General features: G+C 55.1%; 11 protein-coding genes and 1 pseudogene. 7 read left to right on the forward strand and 5 right to left on the reverse strand.

The window, feature by feature from the left end; all coding sequences use genetic code 11:
- The first annotated feature begins 78 nt into the window (after window positions 1–78).
- From MUBE_RS05425 to MUBE_RS17370, 3 genes and pseudogenes are all read left to right on the forward strand, one after another.
- Window positions 79–885 carry an SDR family NAD(P)-dependent oxidoreductase gene (locus MUBE_RS05425; protein WP_116539757.1) on the forward strand — a complete coding sequence of 269 codons (807 nt, stop codon included), beginning with the start codon at window positions 79–81 and terminating at the stop codon, window positions 883–885.
- 1820 nt (window positions 886–2705) lie between these two features.
- Window positions 2706–3563 (forward strand): annotated as a pseudogene (locus MUBE_RS05435) (SDR family NAD(P)-dependent oxidoreductase).
- A 1195-nt stretch (window positions 3564–4758) separates the two neighbouring features.
- Window positions 4759–5001 (forward strand): hypothetical protein, encoded by a 243-nt coding sequence (locus tag MUBE_RS17370; protein WP_243632854.1) that lies wholly within the window; start codon window positions 4759–4761, stop codon window positions 4999–5001.
- 133 nt (window positions 5002–5134) lie between these two features.
- Here MUBE_RS17370 and MUBE_RS05445 read toward each other — a convergent pair whose 3' ends face one another.
- Window positions 5135–9979 (reverse strand): cation-translocating P-type ATPase, encoded by a 4845-nt coding sequence (locus MUBE_RS05445; protein WP_116539758.1) that lies wholly within the window; start codon window positions 9977–9979, stop codon window positions 5135–5137.
- A 321-nt stretch (window positions 9980–10300) separates the two neighbouring features.
- Window positions 10301–10750: a sigma-70 family RNA polymerase sigma factor family protein gene (locus MUBE_RS15590; protein WP_116539759.1), complete on the reverse strand. Its 450-nt coding sequence runs from the start codon at window positions 10748–10750 to the stop codon at window positions 10301–10303.
- 1048 nt (window positions 10751–11798) lie between these two features.
- On the opposite strand from MUBE_RS15590, the gene miaB reads away from it, so the two are divergent.
- Window positions 11799–13349, forward strand: coding sequence for a tRNA (N6-isopentenyl adenosine(37)-C2)-methylthiotransferase MiaB (gene miaB / locus MUBE_RS05455; protein ID WP_116539760.1), 1551 nt, complete (start codon window positions 11799–11801; stop codon window positions 13347–13349).
- 5 nt (window positions 13350–13354) lie between these two features.
- Here the strand turns inward: miaB and MUBE_RS15595 are convergent, their stop codons facing one another.
- The 3 genes from MUBE_RS15595 to MUBE_RS15600 all read right to left on the reverse strand — a co-directional run bounded on the left by MUBE_RS15595 (window position 13355) and on the right by MUBE_RS15600 (window position 15595).
- The gene (locus tag MUBE_RS15595) at window positions 13355–13660 is read right to left on the reverse strand and encodes a hypothetical protein (protein ID WP_165849715.1); all 306 of its coding nucleotides are present in this window, start codon (window positions 13658–13660) and stop codon (window positions 13355–13357) included.
- Between the two features lie 700 nt (window positions 13661–14360).
- Window positions 14361–14756 carry an SDR family NAD(P)-dependent oxidoreductase gene (locus MUBE_RS17375; RefSeq protein ID WP_279386673.1) on the reverse strand — a complete coding sequence of 132 codons (396 nt, stop codon included), beginning with the start codon at window positions 14754–14756 and terminating at the stop codon, window positions 14361–14363.
- A gap of 689 nt (window positions 14757–15445) precedes the next feature.
- On the reverse strand, window positions 15446–15595 hold the full coding sequence (locus tag MUBE_RS15600; protein ID WP_165849716.1) for a cyclohexanecarboxylate-CoA ligase: 150 nt from the start codon (window positions 15593–15595) through the stop codon (window positions 15446–15448).
- Between the two features lie 1317 nt (window positions 15596–16912).
- Here MUBE_RS15600 and MUBE_RS05465 point away from each other — a divergent pair.
- From MUBE_RS05465 to MUBE_RS17385, 3 genes are all read left to right on the forward strand, one after another.
- Complete coding sequence (locus MUBE_RS05465; protein WP_243632875.1) at window positions 16913–18964, forward strand: acyltransferase family protein; 2052 nt, start codon at window positions 16913–16915, stop codon at window positions 18962–18964.
- A 1114-nt stretch (window positions 18965–20078) separates the two neighbouring features.
- Window positions 20079–20420, forward strand: a complete 342-nt coding sequence (locus MUBE_RS17380) for a hypothetical protein (RefSeq protein WP_243632855.1) — start codon at window positions 20079–20081, stop codon at window positions 20418–20420.
- Window positions 20396–21112: a divalent metal cation transporter gene (locus tag MUBE_RS17385; RefSeq protein WP_243632856.1), complete on the forward strand. Its 717-nt coding sequence runs from the start codon at window positions 20396–20398 to the stop codon at window positions 21110–21112. The genes MUBE_RS17380 and MUBE_RS17385 overlap by 25 nt, the downstream gene beginning before the upstream one ends.
- Window positions 21113–22701: the final 1589 nt, after the last annotated feature.

Here is a 22701-nt window from a genome sequence, read left to right on the forward strand (position 1 = left end):
TCGCTAGGTTCGCGCAAGTCAGCGAAGGTTGATGAAAGCAAACTAGCGCCTTCGTTGCAGTCCGGGTACGTTCACTTTATGGTTCTTCCACCATCGGGAAACGATTGTGCTGCAATCGTAACTGGCGCTTCGTCGGGCATCGGTGCGGAATTTGCCCGGATACTTTTTCGGCGTGGCTATCGGGTCGTGCTGGTAGCCCGTAACACTGACCGCCTCAAGCAGCTTGCCGAACGATTGGGTCCACGAGCACACCCTATGCCGGCCGATTTGTCCGACCGGACGGTTCGAGTGGACCTGACCGACCGGATTGCTGCGCTCGGCCTGGTTCCCGACATCCTGATTAATAATTCGGGTATATCGACGCTTGGACTCGTCGCGAAATCGGTTCCTGAGCAAGAACTTAACCTAGTCGAAGTGGATGTAGCAGCGGTAGTGGAACTGTGCAGTAGGTTCTTGCCGGGGATGGTCGAGCGTTGTCGAGGTGCCGTGCTGAACGTGGCGTCCATGGCTGCGTTCGGTCCCCTGCCTGGCCAAGCGGCCTACGCCGCTGCTAAGGCGTTCGTGTTGTCCTACACCTACAGCCTGCGCGGTGAACTGCGTGGCACCGGGGTCACCGCGACCGCACTGTGCCCCGGGCCGGTGGACACCGGTTTCAGCGACACAGCTGGATTCACCAAAGAAGAAGCCGAAAATAGCTTGCCGCAGGTCATGTGGGTTCCCGCTGACCAAGTGGCCCAGGCTGGCATCGACGGTTTGGCAGCCGGCAAAGCCGTCGTGATTCCCGGCCGGGTTAACCGGATTGCTTCGGCAGTTGTCCGAGCCGCACCAGCCCAGCTGCTAGCATCATTACTGGCACGCAGGCACCCAGCTATGAAGCGCGACTGAACTGTTCACACCAACGTGACCGGAGGTCCGTTGTGAATCACAGCTTACCGTGGACCCACTGAAAAGAGTCCAGTCAATGAAGTGAAGTCGGGGTGAAAATTGTTGCCCGCTCGTATCCCATTGCGTCCATCACCGCGAGTGCTTCCTGTGCCCATGACTTCTGCCTGATCATGTCCAGTGCGGACACCTTAAGTAGTGTTCTGGGTGATGGATTCCGACATTGACGAATAAGTGTAATGTGGCCAGCATCGCCAGTTGGTGAGAGCCGTATCAGCAAGGGGATGTTCATTCTGAACAACCTCGAGTACGATAGGGCAGTATAAATTTCTGGATCCGCAGGACAATTCAGCGATTCGGTGAGTGAGGTACGGCCGGTAGTTTCCTTCGAGGGTGACTCCATCACTAATGGTGCGTATTGACCATGGATTCCGTTGGACACTAACTATCGGGTTTTGCAACGGATCGGGTGTGTTTAGATATGTTTGGTCCGGGCGGCGAACATCGGAACCTGTAATCGCGAAGTCGTCATCAGTACCGCCGGTAAGCCGCTCACTGAGTTGAGCATGTTGCCGCCGTAGCACGTTTAGTGCGCTATCAGCGCGCAACGTAGAATTCGGTCATTGTCCGTTGCGTAGCGCGAAGCACGCGTTTACCAATGCGGCCGATACCTTCGCGATCGTCGTCATTGCGGAACTAGACTTCTACGTCTAGGTCGAACTGGTCAGACGGATTTCGTGATTGTGGATCGCGGTGATCCGCGCCGGTGTTCGAAGCGCGGCACGTACCGTTGGTATGATATTTGGACATAGTGCGGCCGACTCGGCCGACTGACGTGAGGAGAACATCCAAAAGGTAGCTTGGTGTGGACGCAAAGGGGGAAGTATTGGCTATGCGGGCTGCTGGAAACGATTCTGGCATTCACGTCCGGTCGCTCTAGACGCTCGCACTGGACTATCGGGTAGGCAATGTGTTCGTCGCGACGCGAGCCCCTGATTGCACACCGCCTGGTTAACGTTCTGCGTCAGACGAGGTTTCGTCCCGAAAACGTGGTTCTATCTACCCACCAGTCATTCGCTGTGACGACGAGAACATTCGGTTGGCCGACCTTGCCATTGTGTACAGAGGCCAGGACGTCGTGGACAAATACGCGAAAGGGTCATGCGTACTGGTGAACGGGCCAGGACGCGAGAAGGTTTTGATCAGCGCTTAACGAGATTGGCGCGACTACATCGACAGCATCGTTTACTCGATCATCGGTTTGGTCAGAATGGCATGCGTCGACACCACCACGGTTCTCTACGAAGGAGACGGAGACCCAGCTCTGCTGACAGCGGCGATCGTCGAGCGGCTGGTAAGGATTGAGCCGCTGCTAACAAACGATGAGCGAGCGACACTTGACTCAAACAACTCATCTACACGGCGCGAGTTCTGGCCTGCTACTTGGTTGTCAAGGTCGCGGAAACGACGGTGCTCTGCGGTGCCGATTAGATGGTTACTCCGCTTAGTGACAGCTGTGCTGCATTGCAGCCAGCAGTGCAGCTGCTATGCCCGTGTGTGGATATCGCCATGGTCACATGGTGTTGGCCTAGAATTGTTACGTCATTCGTTAGTCATCACTGTGAGCACCGACGAGGAACAGCTGATCGATGACCTTATCACCGAATCGGCGATAAGCAAAGTTTACAGCGGCCATTACTCGACTTGCTATGCAGTATCGGCTATCCGGAACGCCAGGTTCATGGCGGATACTCTATATGTGTAATAAGGGCTTTGTCAGAGACTGACGCGCTAGTTTACGAATCGAGTAGTATAGAAAGCGAATGCACGTGATAGAGCGAGTCTTGAAGACGGTCATCTATACTTCGGCCAACTCGGTGCAGATGTCGAATCCCTATAAGTTGCGTAGGGCCGTTTCCGGCAAAACAGTGCTGGTGACTGGAGCTTCGTATGGAATTAGTTAAACAACCGCGCGCAGGTTGATTTCGGCAGGAGTAAACATGCTGGTAATTGTCTGCTTGGCTTAACGGTTCGTCGACTTCGCCACTTCGATCAAAGCTGGAGGTGGAAGAGCGTTCGCTTACCCGACCGATCTGACCGAGGAAGTCACCATCAACGGGCTGTCCAAGCAGATCATTTAGAACCACGACCTGCTAGATCTCCTAGTCAACAACGCCGGTAAATCGTTGCGCCGGTCCCTACAGCACCAATACAATCGTGCTCACGCTTTTCGACGTATCATCGACATCAATCACTCAAGGTTGATTTAGTTGCTGCTCGGTGTATTACATGCTATGTGTAAGAACGGTGGCGGGCACATCGCGAACATCTCGAGTGTGGTTGTGCGACCGTAACCTGGTCCACAATGGAGTGCTTACACCAGGCCTCTAAAGGGGATTTCGACCGCTGGCTGCGCAACATGGTACTAGAACTACACACCGACGGTGTGGCAGATGATCGAGCCGACGCCGATCCTGCGCAGGTTGCCGGGCTGCTATCCCGATGAGGCGACCGACGCGATCGTCAAAGTAATCATCGATCGGCCCCGTATGAACGAACCGCCCTGGGTACGACCGGCCGGGTTGGCCTCGGTGTTGCTTGCCGGGCTCGCCGATCGTGAGGCCCGGCTTGTCGCCTGCCGGTTTTCGCCGACCTTGGGAGAGCGCGATAAGGACTCTTAATGACGACGTCAACCGACAGCATGGTCGCCACCGTGGACTTGGGTACTATTGCATTCCGGATTGCTTAGTCCGCCCTGCCCCGATCGCTGTGCTGCGACTGGCCCGCTAAGGGTGCCGGAGCGGCACGAATCTGTATATAGGCGGCGCAATGGCCAGAGTGCACTACAGTCACTCGACGACGGTGCGTTGCCTTACCGCGAATTGTAGTAGAAAATTGAATCGCTTGTTCGCTAGCTAGTCTGCGACGGTGTTGGAGCGGGCCAGCCGGTCGGGATCATGTGCCTCGATTGATGCAACTTTATTGCTGTGGTATTTGCCGCTGTCCTGGTGGGTGCTGACGCGGTGTTCTTGATACACCGAATTTCACACTGACGCGTTTGCAGGCATGTGGAGTGCGCACTAAATAGGAGCCATGTTCGCCGACTTAGAATTTACCAAGCAAGTATCTCGGGTCAATGAATCTATCGTGGTGATTGACCTAGTAACCGTAATCACCCAACAGAGTGTCCAGCCGTTCAAGATTGTGTCGTAGGGCCTGACTGTCTTCCTTATCTCAGGCACGACGGAAACACTCAGGGGAGTACACAGCATACTCCAAATGCGTTCCAGTGTGGGCGTGGTCATGACAACTGTTGAGCACACTCGGATTCGGATCTATTAGTGAATAACATTGAAAATGAATATTTTTCATTGTGATAAATATGCTGATATCGACTATAATCTTGGTAGAAACAGCGTTAACCTGTCGGCACTTTTATGCCGAAAATCGTACTCGCGCAGGCGTCGTTGCAGTGTGCTTACCCCATGAGCGTGGTTACGACCGTACTGCCGAGTAGCCTCGACCGGCCCCGATCTGTGCGAACCCGCAACCCCGTGCTGTCCCTGTGGGTGATGTTCTCCAGCGGTGATTGGCTCGATCCGAGCTTGGTGTGATGAATACGAAGACATTTTCTACGACGGCTCCTGCTCAACCTAGGATGGCATCGTCACATTGGCGACACCAAGCTGGACGACGGCATGCTCCGAAAACCGTGGTAAGGCCGGTTGTTGGATGCCTGGTACGTACCTTCGATTAAAGTTGCAGGCCGCTCAGGTCGAACGGTGACCGGGCGCATCTTCGTCGGCGGTGAACTGACATCCTAGGGTTGTACGAGCGGCCTGATCGTAGGCCGACGCTAAAGTTGTCATTGATCCGATGACCCGCTTCGGCGGCATGGGCTATTTCGACAATTCGGGCCGGTTGTACATCGTCGGCAGCGAAGACGACATGATCGTGTCGGGTAGCGAGAACATGTATCCGCGCACACTGAAAATGCGCTTGCAGAGCACCCCCGTGTCGCCGAAAATGCGGTCGTTGATATCAACGGCGAGCAGTTCGGGCGATGATTGGATGCCTTTATCGTGCTCCGGTCGCAGAACATCATCTATGCGCCTATGACACGGGGAGTACTTGAAAGGCAAAGTTTCTCGCTTTGATTAGCCCAGAGACTTCGTATCGGCGATAGTATTCCATGCAATCTTGCCGACAAGGTGGTGCGCAAGGAGTTGACCAGCTCAAGCGGGTTGAATGTTCATTCGCGATCGGGTTGCACGATACCAACAGCTTTGTTTAACCACTGGGGTGCCAGTACTGAAACTGCGGTGGCTCCTGCTGTGGCAGTAATCACGCCTAACCATGCTACCGGTCCAAGCGGTGTGCACCCGAAAAACTGGCTGATCACCGGGGTCTGAATGATGCCGATTAAGACACCCGCGCTGACCAAAGCGGTTGCCACGACGAGCGGGCTGTGGCGGCGCGTGAGCAGGGTCTGAGCCAGCTGCGTCGTCACCAATGCGGTCAATCCCATTGTCGCCGTTCGCCGTTCGGTTCCTGGTGTCCAGCGCCCGATGGCCCAGGCCGTGGTTGCGCCGGCTGCCGTGACCACTCCACGGCTAACGATTTGACGCATTAGCGGCGCATCGAGCGATGGTGCAGGCTTGGTCAGCATCTTAAGTTGGTGTGCTCGCCGCGCCTCGTCGGCCTCTTTGTCGGTGTGATATGCGTCCTTGTCGGGTTCTTCGTATTGCGAGGTAACCGCGACTGCAAGCGCCGGGAACATATCGGTGAGCAAGTTCACCAACAGCAATTGACGGGTCCCCACCGGCGCCCGTCCAGCGCCGAATGCTGTCCCGATGATGGTAAAGATCACTTCGCCGACATTGCCGCCGACCAGAATCGTGACCGCATCACGAACGCCTGCCCACATGCTGCGGCCTTCAACCAGTGCATCGAGCAGTACACTCAGGTCGTCGTCGGTCAAAACGATGTCGGCAGCTCCCCGGGCGGCTGAAGAACCGCGGCCGCTGACCCCGATGCCCACGTCGGCCATCCGGATGGCGGCAGCGTCGTTGGCGCCGTCACCGACCATCGCCGTCACTCGCCCGCAGTGTTGCAACGCTGCCACAATCTGTACTTTTTGTTCCGGGCTGACCCGCGCGAAGACCTGCATGTCGGCAGCAAGTTTGGCGCATGTATCCTTGTCGAGACCTATGAGTTCAGTCCCAGTCACTACTCGTGCATCCGGTCGCAAGCCCAACTGCTGGGCGATGGCTCGTGCGGTGATAGGGTGATCACCGGTGATCAGCACGACGTTGCATTCGGCCTCCACCAACGCTTTGATCAACGGGCGCGAGGACGGTCGTGCAGTGTCCGCTAGTCCGATATAACCGATCAGCTCGAGATCATGTGCCGCAGCGTTGACGGCATCAGCATCGGTGTCGTTGTCGTCGGTAATGTCGTGGTCCCAGGAGCGTTGCGCCACCGCCAGAACGCGTAGGCCTTGTTCGGCGAGGTGGTGCACCAAGGACTCTGCGTGCGCAACATCCCCCTTCGGATCGGCGAAGCGACATCGCGGCAGGACTTTTTCGGGAGCGCCCTTGAGCATCAGCATCGGCGCCTTACCGTTGCCGGTTGTGCCGATCGCGGCGGCGTACCCGCGACTGGACTCAAAGGGCACCTCCGCAAGGAGACTCCAGGTCGAATCGGTATGGTCGTTAAGCGAATTTGCTGCTGTGAGGATCGCTTCGTCGGTGGCGTGCGCGTGGCCCTGCCCGTCGTGGGGTTGGGTGGATGCGCGCGCGGCGGCCCGCAACACCGCAGTAGAGCGCGGGTCGGTGGTATAGTGAGCAGGGTGGTGTAGTTTACTTGTGCTCGGCACTGCACAGACTACGCGCAGTCGATTTTCGGTGAGCGTGCCCGTCTTGTCGAAACATATGGTGTTGATGCGGCCCAGGGCTTCGATCGTGCGATGCGAGCGAACCAGTACACCCCTCCCCATCAAACGCTGAGCCGCGGCGAGCTGGGAGAGGGTGGCCACTAAGGGCAGACCCTCCGGGACGGCGGCCACGGCAATTGCGACGCCATCCGCGACTGCTTGACGCAGTGATGTGCGGCGCAGCAAAGCCAAACCCGTCACCACCGCGCCACCGGCCAGCGTCAACGGAAGAACTTTGCTGGTCAGTTCTCGGAGTCGTGCTTGCACTCCGGCCGATATTTCCACGTCGGCGACCGCCGAGATCGCGCGGTGTGCGGCAGTGCCGACTCCGGTGGCTACGACGATAGCGCGGGCACGTCCTGCCACGATTGTACTGCCTTCGAATAGCATGCTAGCCCGGTCGGCGTCGTTGACGGCAACCGGGGCAACTTGCTTGTCTACTGGCAACGACTCCCCAGTGAGCAAAGACTCGTCAACTTCGAGATCCTCTGCCACTAGCACACGGGCATCCGCCGGCACCACTTCCGGCGCTGCTAGGTCGATGACATCGCCGGACCGCAGCGACTTGGCGGACACCGTGACTGTCCGTGTAGCGTGTTGTGCCGCCTCTAATCGACGTCGGGTCGTTGCCACCGCCGGGACAACGACACGGCGCACCAACTGGTCCTGCTCAGCGAAGAGCTCGGCGGCGGCTGCTTCGGCTCGTAACCGTTGCACGCCACCGGTAATCGCGTTGACAGCCATCACGCCAGCGACCAGAAGAGCGTCGACATTACTGCCGACAATCGCCGACGCGACCGCACCGACGGCCAGGATGGGAGTTAGCGGATCGGCGAGCTCATGCCGAGTTGCGGTTGCCAGCCGAACTAGGTTGGTTGCGGGTTTGCGCAGCGGTGCCAGCACCCGAGTGTAGGACAGGTCGTCGAGACGGCGTCGCCAATCCGGGGTACCGGGCTCGACGGCCAACGATCGCGCCCCTCCGGCCAGTCGCGAGTAAACGATTTCGGGGTCCAGCGCGTGCCAGGCTGTCAGCGGTTGCGGGGTGGGATCCGGTAGTCGAAGAACCTTACTGGCGGAGAAGGCGCCGGTCACCAATGCGGTCGCTGCGGCTGCATTGACCGGACTTAACCAGCGTCGCAAGCTAATTGGGCTAACAGACTTGTTGCCAACGTCGCCGGTGATCAGTAGCAGCCCGGCCAAAGTAGTGCCACCCTGCGCAAGGTGCACCGAAGATTGACTGGTCGACCGGGCCGCGGGCAGTGCCGACAGGATCCGCACTGCTGCAGCTAGATCAGTTCCGGTGATAATGTCGGCGGTCCACGGTGTAGCCGCATGGGGATCGTCAAGGGCGATCCCGACGTCAGCAATAGCAAGTGCGGCCAGCGTGTCGGTCGATGCGAAGTCTCGGTGCAGTGCGGTAATCAGTAACACCGGCCCGCGATCGGTGCGCAGTTCACGTACCAATTTTAGCAGCGGTGTACCGGGTGGATGTGTCGCGCCGACGCTGGGAGAAAGATCTTCTGTGCCAGCAACATGACGCAAGACCACCCGCGCTCCGGTTCGGTGCGCGGTCTGCAGCAGCGGGATCGCGTAGGGGTCGACCTCCCATCCGACGTCAACACCGCCGACGCACTCGCCATCGACTACTAGGTCGGCGTGTTCGCGGCCTTGGGCGGGCGTTGTCGATGGCCCGTGCAACGGTACCCATCTCAGTCGCGCGCCAGTGGCCGGCAACTCGTCGGGGTCAGGCTCGGGTGCCCGTTCACCGTGCAGCAGCGCGTCGGCAACCTCATAGACACGGTCGTCGTCCCAGCCGGGCGCACTTCCCCGGGCAAGCAACACCGCGCGGTGATCACCACGCAATGCGGCGCCGTCGATGACAACCACCTCCACCCGGTCCAGGCGGCGCAGCGCACCCGGATCGAGCACCAGCTGCCCGGCGTTAGCTAGCCCGCGGCCCAGTAGCGCTGCGAATGTTTGCCGGCCTATGTGTGCCGCTCTTGGCACCCCGGCCAGGATTGCGCCGGCCGCGTCTTCAGTGCCACCGCCGGCAAACAAGGCACTCGCCGCGGCAATCAACGAACCGTTTGCCGCTGAATCGACATAGCTATCTACAGGTCCTTTCATTGACCCTTTGGCGGTGTCGATTGCCGCGTCGATTGATCCGTCAACCACGACGTGCGACGCCTCACCTGCTGCCGCGGCCGCCCAGTTGTGGCGCGGGGCATGCGATTTTGCCCCGGCCGACGAGATTACGGGAACCACTGGCGCTTGTGGCCGCTTGGGTGAGGCCAGTTGCGGCTCTAGATCTCGCCACACGCGCCGGTGAGCCACCGCCTCGGAAAGTTGCAGGCCACGCTGTGCCAAATCCAGCAGAGGTGTGCCGACCGCTTGAGTCAGCCCGTTCGCCATCGCTGTGGTAACGCTGAGCGCAATATCGGTTCCCACTCGACCCAGTCGGGATTCCAGTAATGACACCATGCGCGGTTGATGATTGACAAGAGCTGCCGCAGCCCGGGTAGTTTGCGGCGCGGCAGGTAGTCGGGTGACCCAGCCGGTAATTGCAGCGCTCAACGCGACAAGGTCCATTGCCGCGGCGGTGAGTGGCACCAGAATTGCCAACGGATTACCCGGGTCGGCAAATGGTGCCACCTTCGGTGCTGACCCCGACCCTGTTGAAGCTAAGTCGGCGGCCAGGACAACAACCACGTCACGTATCTTGCCCAAGACAACGTCGCTATTTGCGTCTTTGTCGAGTTCGATCACTAGTCGGCCCAATGAGCCTTCGATGTGAGCCTTAGCCACGCCCGGAATCCGACGAACCGGCTCCTCCGCTACCGCTGCATACTCATGCCAGCGGGGAAATGGCAGTAGTGGATCCAGATCCAGGTGCACACGCTTGCCGCTGTGCCAGCGTACTTGCGGCTCGACCCGATTGGCGGAATCATTCGGCGAATAGCCTGCTCTGAGCACTCGGCCCGTAGATTGAGCCATTGACTGTGCCACCACGCCAGCGAATTCGACGACCGGACTGACCAGCATCTGCACCGTGTCGCTAGCCTCGGCCGCAGCATGCGCGCCAACCTGCACCACCTGCGCTGTTCTACCGACCACGCCACCGACTACACTACCTACTAGGTCGGTCACATATGGAATCTTCATTCCTCACTCTATCAAAACCCTTCAAACCCCCTATCCAATGCCGCTACCGCGCCTGAGCCTAATGACGTCTGCCCGACATGTCTGTCAACAGGCCCAGTGGATAGGCGAGTAAATATTCGGTTTCTGCGTTGGTACTGGGTTTTCGGCAAGTTACGAGGGGTAATCCCTGCAATGCTAGAAGCCCTACTGGCTCAACGGCAACCCGAACATGGTAAACAGCGTCGGATCGAAAAAGTACAGTAAGGGCAGCGATTCCGGTGGTGCCGAGAGTGAGCCAGAGTGAGGACGTAAATGGCATGGGCTCGCATGATGTGGCCGGAGCTATCTGTGTTTCGGCGGTATTTGGCGACAGTGGATTACGCGTTTGCCGCCGTCGAGATCAGCACCACGTCGCCTGCCTCGGCGAAAGCTCGAACATAAAGTGAAGTGCAGCACAGTGTCTCGATTGGTGAACCACACTGGCAGTGGTGACATTGCAAGTTTGACGTCAGCTTGAACAAGTTCGGTAAGGGTGGCTATGTCGGCGTTTTCGAACGCCGCACAATAGCGATCCAGGAGTTTATGCTGTTTGGTGTCGTAGGGCTCGATAACGTCTTCCTCGGTGGCAGAGACCTCGGCAAGGTGAGCGTGGGGTCGCTGCAACGAACTGTTGACCGCGGTGGGCGTAGTTTGTTGGAGACGTGCGGCCCTCTCTGCGGCGCTGAACCGTACGCGGTCATGCAGGATGAACACAGCCCACTGCTGCGTAAGCAGCTCGTGCGGGGTTGTCATTGCAGCCAGACGCCCACTTTGCTGGGCGGCGAAGACCGTTTCCGTTGATGGACGCCACTATACATCGTCGAGACGGGTGTCCGGGTCGACCGAGGTATCGCCCAGCCCTGTGGGCAACACCCAACGGGCCCGGCATTCCCGAATCCGCAGGAACATGGTCGTTGCGATCCGGGAACAATAAATTCCGAGTACCGCGTGTTCCTCGAACTTTGGGTAGCCATGTCAGTCGCGCAAGTCAGGTTGTCTTGGACAAGGTCCTTTAAGTATTGATATCTGTTATTTCATGTGGGCTCGGAGAGGATGACCTGTGAGGCCTTATCTGGACTCGGGAGTAAACGACTCATCTGTCGCTGTTAGCTTCCTAGGTAATGATTCTCGTGCCGAAAATGATATAGCATACTGTATTATTTTTGAGGTCAGTGATCTTTGTCTCTGGTCGACAATAAATGATTCTGCATTAAGGCTTGTGAGCATGCTTAACCTTAATCTTCCTGCCGCTGTGTCGAAAACGAAAAGCGAACGACTCCAACTTCTTTGCGGCATTACATTAGCAGTCCAGCCCGAAAATTATTACGAAAAACCTATATGTGCGTGTCGCTGTCTGAGACCCATATCGGACTGCATTCGTTCGATCCGGATGGTACGGATTTATCTGCAAGTTGATGAGAACACCGTTTCCATAATCAGCGTGTATCTTACGGCCATATTGACTCGATAGAAGCTACTGGTGGCGCAACAGGATAATTATAGGGTTGCGTGGTACAAGGATCACGTACATACTTATTTTGTAACAGCAGTTTTTACGGAACATAATTAGGAGGTCTAGTTCTCCATGCACTTTACCCTAAAGATATTTTTATAGAAAATGTAGGGAAAGTTGTATATGAAACCAGGCTTCTCAAAATATTTTATAATTCATTTTATTTCTGATTTATTGTGAAATTAGGAGCCTGCTTTTAATTTAAGTTTTAATTTAAGGTTTTACCCTTAACGTTCAAATAGTTGCGTGCCGGTTTAGTTGAGGATAGTATTATTTAAGGAGTGACTGATGACCCAGGATCAGATTGTTACTGAGCGATTGAGTGCGACCGATGGCACGTGGGCCGACGATGGAAACGCTCGCACGTATGAGGTACGCACTTTCGGCTGTCTGATGAACTCGCATGATTCTGAACGTATGGCAGGTTTGCTTGAGAAAGCCGGTTACGTGAAGGCTACGCCTGGAGCGACGGCAGATCTGGTGGTGTTTAACACATGCGCGGTGCGTGAGAACGCCGACAACAAGCTTTATGGATCGCTGGGGCACCTGGCGTCGGTCAAGGCGAATCGTCCGGATATGCAGATCGCGGTCGGTGGGTGTTTAGCGCAAAAAGACCGTCAGACTATACTTACCCGGGCACCGTGGGTCGATGTGGTATTCGGTACGCACAACATCGATTCTTTGCCGATGCTGTTGGAACGTACTCGACACAACCGGCAGGCCCAAATCGAGATCCTGGAAGCACTGCAAACATTCCCTTCAGCGCTGCCAGCTACGCGGGAATCGGCCTATGCCGCATGGGTGTCGATATCGGTGGGTTGCAACAATACCTGCACTTTTTGTATCGTTCCCGCTCTGCGGGGCAAAGAGGTCGACCGTCGCCCCGGCGATATCTTGACTGAAGTGCAGGCGCTGGTCGAACAGGGTGTGCTTGACGTGACCTTACTAGGTCAAAATGTTAACGCCTATGGCGTCAACTTCGCCGAACCGGGGCTCTCGACGAGCAATACGTCCGCGGCACGGGATCGCGGCGCGTTCGCCAAACTGCTACGTGCCTGCGGCCAAATCAAAGGCCTCGAGCGGATCCGTTTCACTTCACCACACCCGGCCGAGTTCACCGACGACGTCATCACCGCGATGGCCGAAACTCCCGCTGTATGTCCCCACCTGCACATGCCGCTACAATCAGGTTCTGACAGAATTCTTAAAGCAATGCGCCGTTCATATCGACGTGATCGTTACCTCGGCATTATCGACAAGGCGCGCGCCGCAATGCCACATTCGTCCATTACTACTGATATTATCGTCGGCTTCCCCGGCGAAACCGATGATGACTTCGAGCAAACCCTCGACCTGGTCGAGCGGGCACAGTTCACCAGCGCCTTTACCTTCCAATACTCACCCCGCCCTGGTACTCCGGCCGTCGACATGGATAGCCAGATTCCCAAAAATGTTGTGCAGGAACGCTTCGACCGATTAGTTGCCTTGCAAGAACGAATCTCCTTGCAAGGCAACCGCTCCCTCATTGGCACCCAAGTTGAGCTGTTAGTCGCCGCGGGTGACGGCCGTAAAAACGCCATGACAGGCCGAGTAAGCGGCCGCGCCCGCGACGGCCGACTCGTACACTTTCGCCCCCACTCGACCAATGACTCTATCCGACCCGGCGACGTAGTACACGTCACGATCACCGATGCCGCACCTCACTACCTCATCGCAGACGGACCGCTGCTGCAACACCGCCGCACCCGTGCCGGCGACGCCAGTGAAGCTGGTCAAACCACCGCCACTCACGGCGTCGGACTCGGTTTACCACGTATCGGTGCCCTCAACTCTCGCTAACCACTTCAAGCCAATGCACCAACTCCACCCTCTGCTAGAAACAACGCTTCCCAAACCGCTGCTATAACCACCAAACCGATCACCACAAATGACGATATATATATATATATATATATATATATATCAAAGTTGGCTCGACGCCCCCGTTGTTCTGCTTGATCCTGCCCGTCACTGTCAGGTGGATCGATACTATCCGCGAAGACGACTTCGTACGCATCATCGCCATTGACCAGCTCGTAGTCACCACCGACATCGATAGCGCATTCGCCAACCTCGAACCAGCAACGTTTTCGAATGTATTGTACAAACAATAATATTCACGCTATCATGAGCGTAGCTGTTTAGTCTATTGTGCCGGTCAGCACCGGTACGATGCGTGGCTACTACTGAGTGATTGATCGAATCAGATTGGCAGCTTTCCCTATACAGATTCACTGCCAAGTGCTGATACGTTTTCTCATCGAGGGATATATCCTCACTGAGGATAATCAATTCCCCAGAGTGCGCCTGTGCGAGATCGTAAATTTTGTACCGATTCGAAAGCGGTACCCAAGTCGCTGAGAGAATTACGTATCGCCACGCCCGGGGCGCTGGCCTCGATGACATGCGCGAGGGGGTCAAGGTACACATCGCGATGTTGGCTTGGTCTCCGACGTAACTATTGAGTCTTCTTGGTCAGCAGGACTTCAATTCCTAATTCAGCGCTAACGCCGAGAGGTACTTCATCGAGTTCCAACCGTCGTTAACACCGATCTTCTAGCTGTTGATAAAATCTGCACCCGGAGAGCACAAGAACGCTACGCTGTTCGCTACGTACCCCACCGTGCTTAAACGATGCAGCGTCATCTAGTTAGGTGTTGATCCGCCGGAACTGTTCGTCCGGCAAGTGATATCCTGTCATAGGAATCTAGATAACTCCAAGTGCTAACGCATTATAGCGTATTCTCTGTTCCTCTTAATTGACTAGGCGATGTGGATAGTACGGGCAGTGTGTCCACCTTTAGCCGCCAACTAGGTGCTATGAAGATCATCTACGACAGCGAATGTTGAATGTGATGTTGATGTCGCTGAGCCAGGACGCATGTGCGGAAGTATAAAACTGAGAAAATGATCAAACGATTCGTCGTTGGTCTCATGTATTGGTTTGATACTGTCAGTTCCAGTGCTATTAATCAGAAAGTCGACGTGCCCCCGTAACGTAACGACGCTATCTGTGATTTGTCTAGGTGCGTCGTGGTTTCGTAGATCTACGATATGTATAACTACTCGATCGGAATTAGCAGTGGTTTGCACTGGTTTGGCCTTGTTGCGACCCGCCGTTAGTATAGCTATGCGTGGCTCGGTGAGTCTGATTTCGCAACCGAAGCTGATCTTATCGGTCGCCCCGCTTACAACTGCTAACTGAATGCCACTGGTCTGATTACATCAATGTCGACCAAATCTAGTATTGTAGTATATTACCCGCATTGTTTTTTGGTAGAGCATGCCAAGTAACCGTTGTTCGAGTACTTTGAACCGAACCACGCCGGGGGTTCTAGGAACCGCCGCAAGTTGACAACATCCAGGCCGGGTGCGATGGCGGGAATCACTACCTCATAGGTTCGCTTCTCGATTGTTACTGCCCGGTAAGCCGACGATAACAATCTCGGCGACGCAGGGGTGGCTAGCCAGGATACCTTTAACTTACTTGGATGAGATATTCTCGCCGTTGCGGATAGTGACATATTTCGTTTGTTTAGTGACGAGGAGGTACTCACCAACGATCCAGATCTCCTGTATAACAATAGCACTCACGATCCAAGGAGTCGGTTCTGGCGTCTAGAGGTTGTTAACTGGCCAGCATCTGAGGTAAGCGCACATGGATCTTCCCAGCAACCAGCTTGAAATTGACTAGACCGACACGGCCATCGGTATATGCGACGTAATAATGGTGTCTTGGTGATCTGATCGCCGCGACCATAACCTGCGTCAGATTATACATGCTGGTTACGACAGGTGGTATCAAAATACATTGTAGCGCTAATGATCAAAGATATAGACACTGAAGTACTATCACACACAAAGAACTTGAGGTCGGGAAGTAGGAACTCTGTGCGCTACGCGGCCACTAACATCTGCTCGAGAAACAGCGTTGCGCCCGCCATGTGCGTGCACCGTTCGGCTTCGATGAGCCGCACTACGTCGTCGCCATGCCAACGATCCATAAGCACAGCGGTCGTGCCCAACAGCGGCGGGCATTCAAACATGTAGGCGAAACCATCGAATAGACCGGACTATACGTATGCAGCGTGTTGCGTATCCTTCGACCGGCCCGTGGTCTCTGCAGTATAGACAATCATCCACACAGCATCGGGATTTAGCACGGGGAGCTGTTCGATAACCTGCTGCTGCACAAGTAGCGACACAAACGGGATGCGGTCCGCGTCGAGATCGCTCCGTAGTCATGTAACGTAAGGTAGCGCTTGTAACCCGGACCGTAATTCTACCATCGCAGTGTGGTCAAGACGGCCGAATCATGCTGGGAAAATGTCATCCTGCTGCCGGTGTTTTCGAGGATGAAATTTCAGTTCACGATCCCCCATCAATGGTAAGATAGGATCAACCATTATTTTCGCTAGCGTTGCCATAAAATAAACTGTGGTGGTTAAGCAACATAAACGACACCAGACTACTCATGGGGATGCATGCAATACATGCGACAGCATTGTCGCTTGCTGGTACAGGTTGTCGGTCATCAAGCCGCCAATCGCCGTCGACCAGCACCATCCGATGGGATGTGTGCTACGTGGCCTCGTGTAGCGAAGCGGTCGATCTGTAGGCGTAGGCGGCGTGTTGGTCGTACCATAAACCCATTGTCCACCGATCAGTTTTCTGTTCGCATCCATTCAATCCCTACTGTCACTGGTACTCAATGGTTATGTACCTGTCCATAGTCGTGGAACGACGGACGCAGAAAGCAGGATGGGTGTTGATCGTGATCTGGGCGACTTTCTTGTCAGACGTCGCGTAGGTGCGCTGCACCTACATAGCCTGACGTTTCGGACTCGGCGCTGAGGTCAGCTGCCGACTCTAGTATAGTTTAAGCATCGTTACAGTTTTTTAGTGAACTTAAACGATATTCAGGTAGAGCAGGTCTTAAATCAGTGGGCCAAATCGAGCTTCCGTGATGCTGTAACAATTCACCGATTACTCGGTGCTGCAGAGTACCGACCCGGAAGGCCCTGTATCGCTTCGCCAAGCAAGAACACCCGATCGACGCAGTGTACGTTGTTGCTGTCCGAGTAACCGGACCTACTTCCCGAACCTGACTCCGACACCGCGGAAGTGCACGGAGAACATAGGCCGGTCGTTTCCGATATGAATTCGGTCCGCGCCGAGACAATAAAACGCCATATAGGAAACTCGGCATCGGAAAGCCGTGGCGTGTCTTCGTCGCTATCTGGTGGTGCCACATCTAAGCTTGCGAAGATCAACAGGAGGAGCAGCGACGTATCGGCAGCAACTACAGCGCCAAACGCCTTGGTGTTCAGAGCGCGCTAACCGCGAACGCTGAGCCGGGTGGGATTTATCCCGCACCGGCTTACTCTACTGGGCGGCCTCGATGGGTTGCTCCCGTGCGACATGTTATTCAGCTGCCGATTTGGGGTCCACCTGAGCGGCGTAACGGCATTCCGGCGCTAGACGGGCTTCGCGCGATGGCGGTTGCGCTAGTGCTCACTGAGCACGGTGGCGTACCCGGCTTGAGCGGTGGATTCATTGGAGTGGACCTCTTTTTTGTCCTCAGCGGATTTCTGATCACGTCACTGCTGGTTGATGAACTGCGACGCACGGGGCGTATTGACCTGATCGGCTTTTGGATTCGACGTGCACGACGGCTACTGCCAGCTTTGGTTTTGATGGTGCTTACCGTAGGCGTGGCCCACGAACTTCTTCCGTACCAGGCGCTTACCGGCTTACGAAATGATGCGATCGCCGCGTTTTTGTGGGTAGCCAACTGGCGCTTCGTGGTTCAGAAGACAGACTATTTTACACAAGGTGCACCACCCTCGCCTCTGCAGCACGTTTGGTCGCTCGGAGTGGAGGAACAGTATTATTTTGTCTGGCCGTTGCTGCTGATATCGGTAGCCTTGCTGTTGACCGCGAGAGCCAAGCGGCGTTGCAGCAACGCGACCCTTGGTGGAGTGCGGTTGGCTGCCTTTGTGCTAGCCTCGTTGGGGGCGTTCGCTTCTGCCGCAGTTACTATTGCCCTTGTCTGCGACGCGACGCGGGACCGTGTCTATTTCGGCACCGATACCCGTGCACAAGCATTGCTGGTTGGTGCTGCGGCGTCGGTTTTGCTGGTTCAGGATTGGCCGTCGCTAAACCGTGGATGGTGCCTGATTAAAACTCGATGGAGGCGTCGGATCGCTTGGTTTCTACCGATCCTCGGTCTGACGGGGTTGGCAGCGGCGACTCACTATGCAACGGGTGATGCGGATGATTTCCGCCACGGGCTGCTGATCGGGGTCGCAATTGCGGCCATCGTCGTGATCGCGCCGGTAGCATTGGAGCAGCGCGGAGCGGTGGCCCGCATCCTTGCGTTGCGTCCGCTGGTGTGGTTGGGCACCATTTCATACGGTGTTTACTTGTGGCATTGGCCAATCTTCTTGGTGCTAAACGGCGAGCGTACCGGATGGTCTGGAGTCCCACTATTCGCCGCTCGGTGCGCGGCGACAATGGCAGTGGCGGCAGCATCCTGGTGGTTGATCGAACAACCCATCCGCCGCTGGCGACCGGTACGAGTGCCGTTATTGCCTTTGGCTGTCGCTACTGTGGCTAGTGTTGCGGCGGCGACGATGTGGGTGGTTCCGGTGGGAACCGAACCGGGCTTGTCTAAGCTTGGTCAGCCGCCGAGAGTGTCGGCGGTAGCGGCCGTATCGCCATCTCCACCTGAACGGAATCGTCCGAGTCCGCGGGACCTCAACCAGCCGTTCACTGTTTCGGTATTCGGTGATTCGATCGGGTGGACCTGGATGCATTATCTTCCGCCGACACCCGGATTCACTTTTATCGACCATACCGTCATTGGCTGCAGCCTGGTGCGTGGCACACCATATCGGTATTCTGGCCAAACCCTGGAGCAGAGACCAGAATGTGATAATTGGCCTACCAGATGGTCGACGCAGATCAACAGAGATCACCCAGACGTCGCACTGCTGATCATCGGTCGATGGGAGACAGTAGACCGCGTCAACGAAGGACAGTGGACTCATATCGGCGATCCAACCTTCGACGCGTATCTCAATGCGGAGCTGCAGCAAGCGCTGAATATTTTGGGTTTCAATGGTGTTCGAGTAGTTGTTGCCACCGCTCCCTACAGTCGCGGAGGTGAAAAGCCAGATGGTCGGTTGTATCCAGAAGACCAGCCGGATCGGGTGAAGCTGTGGAATAGCATGTTACGCAGTACAGTTCGTCAGCATCCAAACGTGCAGATCCTCGATTTGAACAAAAAGCTATGTCCAGAAGGTACTTATACTGCTAAGGTCGACGGAATCAAGGTACGTAGCGACGGTGTCCACCTTACGCCGGAAGGTGTTAAGTGGTTGACACCATGGCTAGAAGAGTCTTTAAGGTAGCCAGTTAGTCATTGATACGATAGCCGAGTTCCACTCTGTCGCGATTTCGACGGGAGAAATCTCCGCCTACGCAGCTGGTTGTTGGGATTATGTACGTAATTGAAGTGCGGCCGGGTTTCGAAACTTGTCGATGCTATCAGTAACGACAAATACGACCGACGCCAACTCATCCGCTTAGCGGCGAAGTCTAACTTTTTCCAACGTACATCTGGCTGAATCCCACCGCATCTCTAGGCGTATTATTGTATTATTTTCTAAGGCAAAGATCATCCTTTGTTAAATTGTTGAGGGGTGAAGCTAACCGCGAAGTTCGTCAAGATTCTGTAAACGGCGTTTGACGAGCACCTGGTATCGGATAATAAATATGATAATGCAAGTGTTTCGATAGGTAAGTAGTCTTTACGAATACAGGGCGTCTTTCTTGGATGTTGAGAGAAGTTTTAGGTCGAGAAAATATATCATGCAGTGCCGAAGTTCCGACGAGAGGGATGTATTCAGTGCTCTGCTGTTGAACGTTTCTGTTTTTCCGTGTATTAGATATTCGTGTGTGTCTCGACTGTAAGGAGGTGAGGGTGAGATGAGTCCGAGTGGCAGTTTCTATGTGAAAACCGGATTGTACAGATCCGGTTCCAGCGTTTCTTTTGCTGTATAGTATTTTCGGATATTCCGTACGCATCTATCGCTCTGGCGCGTGTTTACAGCGCATGCCCAAATGTGTTCTGACGATGTGAAAGCCACTGTATACGATGTGCGGAATCTCGCTTTCCAATTGAGCTCCTGGTAGGAGAGCTATAGCGATCTTTGTTATTGATCAACGTGTTACTGTTACTAAGATGATGTCTGGATGGTTGATTCTGTGTACTAGTCGACTACGAATCAAAAATTGGGCATCTAGCTACTCCTAACTCCGTTAGGAGTAGATCAAACGGTATCTGGCGCGGATGCCAATTTCAGTGATCGCTGATTAGCGGGGCAATTATTCGTTAGTCAGTGTGGAGAACCATCGGGATTCGTCCCGCTGCGATCCATCCAGCATTATGTACTGTCTGCTACAGTGTTTGCCATGTCACCTAAAACTTTTTGAGCTCGAGTCCATCGATACAGCGATAATTCAATGACTTCTATCTCCACTGACGCAATCAGTACCGTCGCAGTCCCACCGACCACTATTGATGCTTCCGTACGTGTCAAAAGCCATGCGACACCACGGGTAACATCCGACGCTTCTGGTTCGGTGGTGCTGGATCACGCACACTCCGGTGACATCGTTGGCGTGTTTGGCCACATCGAGCGGAACGTCACCCGTGTGGACCACAATCGTCGGCAACAACTGCGATTGCTGATGGTTATTATCGGTCCGGGACTGATTGCGATTACCGGTGACAACGATGCTGGTGGTGTCGCGACTTACGCACAAGTCGGACAGAGCTATTGGATGAGCAGCTGGTGCTGCTGATCTCGGTGTTGTATGTGAGCAAGGAGATGGTGCTCCGGTTGGGTGCGGTTACCAGAGTTGGATATGCGCGGCTGATTTTCGAACGGTTCAGAAAGTTCTGGGGTGCGTTCAGTTTCGGTGATCTGTTGATTCTAAACACATTGGCAAGCATCATCGAGTTCGTCGGTGTGTTACTGACACTCGGCTTTTTAGACTATCCGAAGACAAGCGCGATACCCGCTGCCGTAGTGCTATTATCTGCGATGCTCGCTTGCTGCTCATTTCGTCCTTGGAAGCAAGTTATGTTCATGCTGATTGCGGTTGAATGTCGCTATCGTCCTGCTGGTGTTGCCGGTGTATCCCGCCCTGGGCCCAAGCCTGCATATACTGATGTCGTTATTTTGCTTGGCGACCCGGGTTCGCTAACCTCTGCTGTGCTGTTGGTCATCATGGAGATTGTGGGCACTACGGTGACGCCCTGGCAGTTGTTCTTTCAACAGTCTAATGTTGCTGACAAGCGCATCATGCCATGCTGGATGCGTTACGGATCGAGCCGATCCGGGTCATTTGTACCGTCGGCATCATGGTGTAGGGTGACCACCCTGATGTCGGTCATCGTTTTCGAGCTTGTACGTACTGCCGCAACTGACCACTTCACTGATGCGGGAGCGCGTAGCATATCATCATGTACAATCACGTCAGAAACCCGATAGGTGTGTTGTTTGCGATCATCTTGCTAGACGTGTCGTTGATCGGTGCAAACGTCGTCGGGCTAATCACTATCTGCGCACTCGGTAGCGCTCTGAAGCACGCCACATTTGCTGCATTGTAAGATTACTGAATATATTACTATATATAATAGATTTACGGTAGTTACATCGTGCTTCTTGGGATATCGGCTATGGTCGCGTTAAGCTTCAATCGCATCCTTGATCTCATCACACAGGGTATGTAAAATCTCGCCAGTGTTTTGCTGCCTTCGGCAACTGTATTTTGGCACTGTTGTATAACGACCAACCAGTACTAGGTTCGTGGGTGAATGTTGTCCGCCAGAATGTCTTGGCGTGGATGATCGTGTGATTGCTGGTGGTACTGTCGTTGCGTTTTGCTGATTAGCCGAGGGACGCGGTGCGGGGGGCATGGCGTAGCAGCCTAGCCGATTGGGTCTCGAGCAAGTGGAGTTCAATGTACTGCCGAAACTGACGCGTGCTAAAAGAAAGGCGTTGTGTGGATAGTGTCGCGCCAACTAGACCATGTCCGCTTTAGCGACTTTAGATTGGGCGATTATATCGCAGGCGTATCGGGCTGGGCGGTTGACGCTGCGCGGCTATATGGTGTTGGTCGTGGTTAAAGTTGTCCAGGCCGGTAGTGGATAGTTTGCTCGGTAGTTTAAGACAATGCTATGTGGTGTGGAAATTGCCGACCTGTCGCAGCAGAACAATTTTGCCGTGCGTGTGTAGCCGCTCGAGTTCCTCGAACGCATCGATGATCTGGTCGAGTGGAAATGTCGCGGCGATATCGAACTCAATATCGCGCCGGTGACGACCAGGTTGGCGATTTCGACAAGCACTTCGGATGTCGATGCTTTGGCACCACCCTCGGCCGTGGTGCCAGCTTTACTTGCCTTCTGGCAAGAGGTGATAGTGTTGATCTGTTCCGGCACTACACTAAGACCCACGGCGAGTTGAATGTAGTCGGGGTCGAATAAGTCGATGAACGCTTCAATGTCCGTTCGGTGCCGTTACCCGCAATACCGATCAGCCAGCATTTGGAAATTGTTGCCGTAGGCGATCGGTATGGCGACGTGCGAGCGCAGCTAGCCAGTGCCACTTGGCCCTGCGATGCCGAGCACCCACGCTTTGCATAGGACCAACAACTGTACGACTAGAGTGACCGGCACCGCCGGCAGCTGCCGAAACAGTGACCGTTTCCCCGGTTGGGGTACTACTGTACGGACGGCCGCGTATGTCGTGGCGCCAATAACTTAGAGCGAACCCGCTATCTAACAGCTTAATTAGGGAGGTTTGAGGATCAATAACCTTACCGGAACAGCAGCTTGAATGGCGCGGCTGGAACGACGGAAAATGAAAGCTTCAGGGATCTCTTTGCTGACCGAAAATTCGGTTACACTAGGCTCAATGACAATCATTACGCCGGCCAAGTTGCTACCTTCGCCAGATGGAAACGTGGTGAGAAACATCTCAATGTATCGCGCCAACGCAGATGACGGATTCTCCAGGGTGGATATTGGCTGAGTGAACCCTCTGCCACCACCTAATTTAGGCTGAGCGACAGCATATCG

Origin of the sequence: Mycobacterium uberis (assembly GCF_003408705.1) — a bacterium.
GTDB classification, from domain to species: Bacteria; Actinomycetota; Actinomycetes; order Mycobacteriales; family Mycobacteriaceae; genus Mycobacterium; species Mycobacterium uberis.

Bases quoted from the DNA above. Each gene is read 5' to 3' on its own strand.
- MUBE_RS05425 (WP_116539757.1), top strand. From the start codon at position 79: ATGGTTCTTCCACCATCGGGAAACGATTGTGCTGCAATCGTAACTGGC.
- MUBE_RS17370 (WP_243632854.1), top strand. From the start codon at position 4,759: ATGACCCGCTTCGGCGGCATGGGCTATTTCGACAATTCGGGCCGGTTG.
- MUBE_RS05445 (WP_116539758.1), bottom strand. From the start codon at position 9,979: ATGAAGATTCCATATGTGACCGACCTAGTAGGTAGTGTAGTCGGTGGC.
- MUBE_RS15590 (WP_116539759.1), bottom strand. From the start codon at position 10,750: ATGACAACCCCGCACGAGCTGCTTACGCAGCAGTGGGCTGTGTTCATC.
- miaB (WP_116539760.1), top strand. From the start codon at position 11,799: ATGACCCAGGATCAGATTGTTACTGAGCGATTGAGTGCGACCGATGGC.
- MUBE_RS15600 (WP_165849716.1), bottom strand. From the start codon at position 15,595: ATGTTTGAATGCCCGCCGCTGTTGGGCACGACCGCTGTGCTTATGGAT.
- MUBE_RS17380 (WP_243632855.1), top strand. From the start codon at position 20,079: ATGACTTCTATCTCCACTGACGCAATCAGTACCGTCGCAGTCCCACCG.